Annotated in this window: 3 protein-coding genes; all 3 read left to right on the top strand. The window is 57.3% G+C overall.

Going from position 1 to position 5,497, the window contains the following annotated elements; all coding sequences use genetic code 11:
* Positions 1 to 409 precede the first annotated feature (409 nt).
* The 3 genes from WCA10_RS02990 to WCA10_RS02980 all read left to right on the top strand — a co-directional run bounded on the left by WCA10_RS02990 (position 410) and on the right by WCA10_RS02980 (position 4,143).
* Positions 410 to 691, top strand: coding sequence for a hypothetical protein (locus tag WCA10_RS02990; protein ID WP_472821004.1), 282 nt, complete (start codon positions 410 to 412; stop codon positions 689 to 691).
* A 57-nt stretch (positions 692 to 748) separates the two neighbouring features.
* Complete coding sequence (locus WCA10_RS02985) at positions 749 to 2,380, top strand: apiosidase-like domain-containing protein (RefSeq protein ID WP_472821003.1); 1,632 nt, start codon at positions 749 to 751, stop codon at positions 2,378 to 2,380.
* 440 nt (positions 2,381 to 2,820) lie between these two features.
* Complete coding sequence (locus WCA10_RS02980; RefSeq protein WP_472821002.1) at positions 2,821 to 4,143, top strand: hypothetical protein; 1,323 nt, start codon at positions 2,821 to 2,823, stop codon at positions 4,141 to 4,143.
* Positions 4,144 to 5,497 lie beyond the last annotated feature (1,354 nt).

The raw sequence follows: 5,497 nt of genomic DNA, 5'->3' as shown, positions 1-5,497 counted from the left end.
AACCCAAAAATCGTAACTTCTCAGTCATGACCGGTTCCCTCCGCTTGTGGCTCTGGACTAAAGTTCTTAACAAACTCAGCCTAACCCACGACTAGCGCATCGAGCCGGTCACACCATAATGACTACTCCGATTTTCGACCCTGTATTCTCACCCGTCTCGGCCTCTCGTTTGCGCCGATCGTTGGGTCATGGATGCCTCTTTCTTAATGGCAGGCTTCTGGAGCTTTTCCAGGTTTGATCTGGTCTTTCCAACCCTGATGCGCCGGCGAAGCCAGATTGAGTGGCCGCATCCTCACATGACCACGATCAGCACAATACAGTTCCACCCTGCTTTGGAGTATCCTTGCATCGCACGCGCGAACGGACTTCCCCGCGCCATCATTCGTTTCTGAATCCAAGGAGGGCCTCCATGAAATTTCTCGTCCTCTGGCACTTCGATCTTTCACGGCTCAATCCCGACGTCACCCGCGCCATCTTGAAGATGCCTGACTATGCGAAGAAGCTCGGCAACAAGCTAGAGTGCCGCTATCACGTCATCGGCAGCCACGGCGGAGCATGGATCTACAAGGTCGAATCCAACGAAGAACTGGACCGCCTTCTTGCCATGTCACCGGTCTACAACTACGCGATCTATCAGGTCCTGGCGCTCGCAGAGATGACCGACCCCGAGACCGTCACCGGCAAACCGTAGATCAGTTCCGATCGGATTTGAGCGACCCCATCTACAATCAGTGTGGGGAATCCCTCCATGATTCGCATGCTGCGGTGGCTCTCGATCAGTGTGGTTGCGCTTTTGCCGTCGATGCTTGTGGCAGATCCGTCCCGGGTCTCATTTTCCACTGCGCCGACGCAGATGGAGCGGTTCGACTACGTGGAGATCATAGCGTCGGTTCGAACGCCCGACGCCCGCAATCCATTCACCGACGCATCGCTCACCGGCACGCTGGAAACCACCGACAGTAGCCGCCATTGGAGCGTGGAAGGATTTGCCGACAGCGATGACGGCAGCGTCTTTCGCATCCGCTTCATGCCGATTGCGGTTGGCGACTACAATTACACCGTCACGTATCGCCAGGGAGATTTCCAGCAAACGGCCACTGGCACGTTTCACGCAGTCGAAGCGCACCGCCGGGGAATCCTTTCCGTCGATCCCGCCTATCCCTGGCATTTCATCTGGACCGGAACCGGCGAGCATTTCTTCTTCAATGGCACCACCGCATATTTCCTCATGGGCTGGAAAGAAGAGCACACCATCAACTTCAGCATCGAGCGTCTGCATCGCCTCAAGGTGAATCGGATGCGCGTGGCAATCGCTGGCCGCGAAGGCACATTCTTCGGCGAACCGGTCATGAACGGTCCATCCTGGTCTGTTTTTCTCACCCCTTGGCATGCGCAGAACACCGACGACTATACCCATCCTGGCTTCGACTACTCCCGCTTCAACGTCTCCTATTGGCAGCGGTTCGACCGGATGCTGAAGTTTGCCCGCGAGCGGGACATGAATATCTCCCTCGTCTTGGATATGAACGACAGCCACGTGCATCCAGATCCCGGGAGCGCGGATGAGCACAGATTCATTCGTTACGCGGTGGCGAGATTCGGCGCGTTCTCAAACATCACCTGGGACCTTGGTGACGACCTCGACTCGTTCCGCGACGAGAAGTGGACTCACGAAACGGGAATGCTGCTTCAGGGCTGGGACCCCTACCGTCACCTTGAGACCAGCCATCCGGTCCACATCGAACACCAGGACCGCGCATCAAGCTGGTTCGGATTTACGTCTTATCAGGAATGGTCGCGCGATCAGCATCGCCTCATGTTGGAATCGCGGAAGCTCCAGGAAAAAACAGCACGCATCATTCCGCAGACCAACGAAGAGTACGGCTATGAGGATCACTACCCGTTGTGGGCTCTGCCGGGATCGGATTCGAGCGATGTGCTTCGTCGAACCGCATGGGACATCGCAATGGCGGGCGCCTACCAGACCGCAGGCGAAACCGCGCGTCGCGGTACGAACATCTGGCCCGACACAGGCGGCGGCTGGATGAATGCCCGGGGCGACGACACCATGACCATGTTTCTCGGCTACGGACACATGGTGGATTTCTTCGCCAGCTTCGAGTGGTGGAAGACAAATCCCCACGACGAACTAGTGGACAACGGCAACTACTGCCTGGCGGATCCGGGCGAGACTTACGCCGTGTATTTACCCCACGCAGGCCATGTGACGATTCAACTGCTGCCGGGCCGTTACCGCGCATATTGGTTCAGTGCCACGACCGGAGAAAAGATCGACCTGCCGGACGCATCAGACCCAAGCTGGACTTCCCCCGACGCGCCAGACCATAACGACTGGGCCCTGCTCCTGCAGTCGAAATAAGATGAAGCTGAAAAGGTGACATCTGCCCTCCGCGATGTCGCAAGTAGTTGGTCATCAGCTCGGAGTTACGCCTCTGTCTACGCTTCGAGGGACACCTCGCGATGTCACCCGCAAGACTCGAGGTCAGGATGGATTCGCTACTTCCTTTCCTGCAGGGACTTGCACCCCTACAACATGCCGGTTTTATCCCGGCGCTCGAAGAGTCGGCGGTGATCCTCCCGGAATCACGAATCGGGCCGGATGTGCGCTTCGAGTCAAGCTGCCCGACGTCTGGGTGATAATTCAATCCAGATGAGTTGCTCAAAGGTGGTAGAAGATGCAATCGAGTGTGAACGTGGCCTTCGCAGGATACCCGTTTCGCGAAGAAACCATCCCCTGTATAACCGGCATTCGAGATCCGCTCTCTCTTAATTCGCAATCACATGGCCAGGATTGAATTCATGGTCAGACAGGTCCTCATATCGTCGGGTTCGACCTGGTTGTGCCTTCTTCTGACTGTGGCATCCTGTGTGCGTGCGCAGTATGGTCCCGAGTATCCGCCGCTGCCGTCCGGCTCGGGCCCGCAGCGAAAGGTGCTTGACCGCTATCCCCAGAATCCCAGCCTGCCACCCGCGTTCACGATTTCTGTCGGCCCGCTTGGCTTTTCCATTCCTGGCGAAAATTACCTCCTGCGCCGCCAGAGTCTGGTTAGCCTGGATTTTCTCGACGAAGACCGGATTCTCTTCACCTTTCGTGTGTCAGGGCTCATCGAGCGCGGTGCCGACGATAAAACAGAAGGCGAGAAGCAACAGATTCGATCTCTGGTTGTGGCGCTTCCGAGTTGCAAGATTGAGTCCCAGGCCGTGTGGATCGTGCCCGACCGATCACGCTATCTCTGGATGCTCGACGATGGACATTTTCTGCTGCGTGTGCCTGATGGTCTTGATCAGGGTGACACCGAGCTGAAGATGACGCCCTACCTGCGTCTCCCGGGCCGGCTGCTCTGGATCCAGATGGATCCCAAGCAGCAGTTCATGATTACGAACTCTCTTGAATCTGCAACTGCCTTGCAGAAGCCAGACGAGACTGGCCTTCCTGCCCGGACCCCGCCCACTGCGACCGCGGACGGGCAGAAGCGCGAGCAGAGCGTGCTTGTGTCGCGCACGATCAAGCGGGCATCGGGCGAGGTGATGCGTGTCACCCGATTCCCGTACACTTCTCAGACCTCCGATTGGCCCATGAATTCCGACGGCTATCTTGAGAGGTCGCAAGACAACGGTATTCAGTGGCTCCTGAAGTTGAACTACTACGCCGGTGGGGACCGAGTGGTGGCCCACGTAGAGTCGACTTGCCCGCCGCAGTACAACTGGGCTTCCGAGTCAGAATTGCTGGTGACCACGTGCGATCCAAACGGCGGGTGGAAGCTCGCGGCGATGTCGACCCGCGGCGATACGCTTTGGGAGGCAAAGGACGCGACGAATACGATGTGGCCATTGCTGGTAATGGATCCCGGCGGTTCGCGCATAGGGCGAGAGACGCTGCTCCTAAAGCGATCAGCCGAACGCTATAAGCACCTGCTGGGCGCGAGCGATATCCAAGGTCAAATGGTGAGAGTGTTCGATGCGGCCAACAATAAGATGGTGCTGGAGGCGCCGCTCACCCCAATTCTCGATGGTGGCGGCAATGTAGCAATCTCGCCGTCAGGAGGGCGCGTTGCCATCCTTAACGCAGGCGCCATCCAGGTCTTTCAACTGCCCGCACCGTCCCCACCGGGCCGCCCCTAACTGGGCACCCTCGACGCTTGCATTATTGGCCTCCAATGGCCCGCCTGACCCTCCACCGGGTTCGGTGCTCCCAGACTTCCTCGAACAAAACCCACGTCATCGGAATCGATGTGGAGCAGGGCGGCTCTGTTATGGCAGCCATTTCGAAATCAGTTTCATAGACAGCGCGAACCCTGATTGACTTATTCTTGAACGCTTCGGGAAGACTAAGAATCTCGCAATAGGCGACCGTCTGAGCGTTTGTTAGGTCGGCACTGTCGGGCTTTACAGCGGAATTGGCAACGGCCTGATGAACACGGAAGCAGCGAGAGAAGCCAAGCGATTACGGGGCGTTTCACGAATTGACTATCCTCGCCTTGCACATCAAGAACGCGCCGAGTTGCCATTGTGGGCGGTGATTCGACCGGAACTCCAAGAATTGGACCCGCTCCCTGGATCGCCGTTTCACATTCGCTTTTGAGAAAGTGCGGGACAAAAGTCAGACAGACTCAGTCAACGCCGGTAGATTCGCCGGTAGATTACTCCCACAAATTAACGCGAGAATTCGCAAGGAGCAAATTCGAAGCCGAGCGCTTCGCCTGCACGGGTGAGGACCTGAACCCGCTCTGGGCTTCGCCATGGCGCGGATTCGAGAACCTTTCGAAGCAGCCCAAGATCGCACAAGTTCAAGCCAGCGATGAAAATGAGGCATTCTGGGTGCTTCCCTCGCGCCCATCGGCTCACTTCCACGAATTCACCTGAGCTCGCGAATTCCCGCGTGCGATCGTTGATGAATTTGATCGCCGGATAAGTCTCCGTCTCCTTCAGTTGTTCGTCAACCGAAGTCGTTACAATGACAGCTGTCACCGCACTCATCAGGACTCCTTACCTCACCGCACCCAACATACGCGCGCCAGGTTCGCGGGCAGGCCCCTTCCCCGGCGGCCAGTCAGATGATTTTATGCCGCTGCCCCAAACCGTGCCCGCCGAGCGGCGCTTGGCCTGCATCGAGATTGCAGTGCAGTGCTTTTTCAACGCCGATAGGACAGACTTACGGGAACTTGTCCCCACATTTCTATTGACTCGAATGTTCTTGTCCAACGGTATCGATTCCGGGGATAGACCCTCAGAAGCATCAGCCGCCATGGACTCTTCATCGAGTAGCACGAACGCGAGGGTGAATCTGGCGAATTCCCGAGTCCTGGTCGTGTGGTGGGCTATCCTTCCCTATGCAGAATCTTCGCCTTAGAAACCGGCCCCCGGACCGCTCAAAACGAGTAAGGTTCTGGTTGCCGGTCAGAACTGGCGTTATGAACCCATCTGGTGCAGATCCCGATGTTCAGGTTCCCCCCGCGATTCCATCGCGGGCACGGCT

It is taken from the genome of Occallatibacter sp., from assembly GCF_049582745.1.
Taxonomy (GTDB): Bacteria; Acidobacteriota; Terriglobia; order Terriglobales; family Acidobacteriaceae; genus Telmatobacter.
The sequence above is the reverse complement of the archived record's forward strand: the minus strand, read 5'-3'. Positions and strand labels throughout refer to the sequence as shown.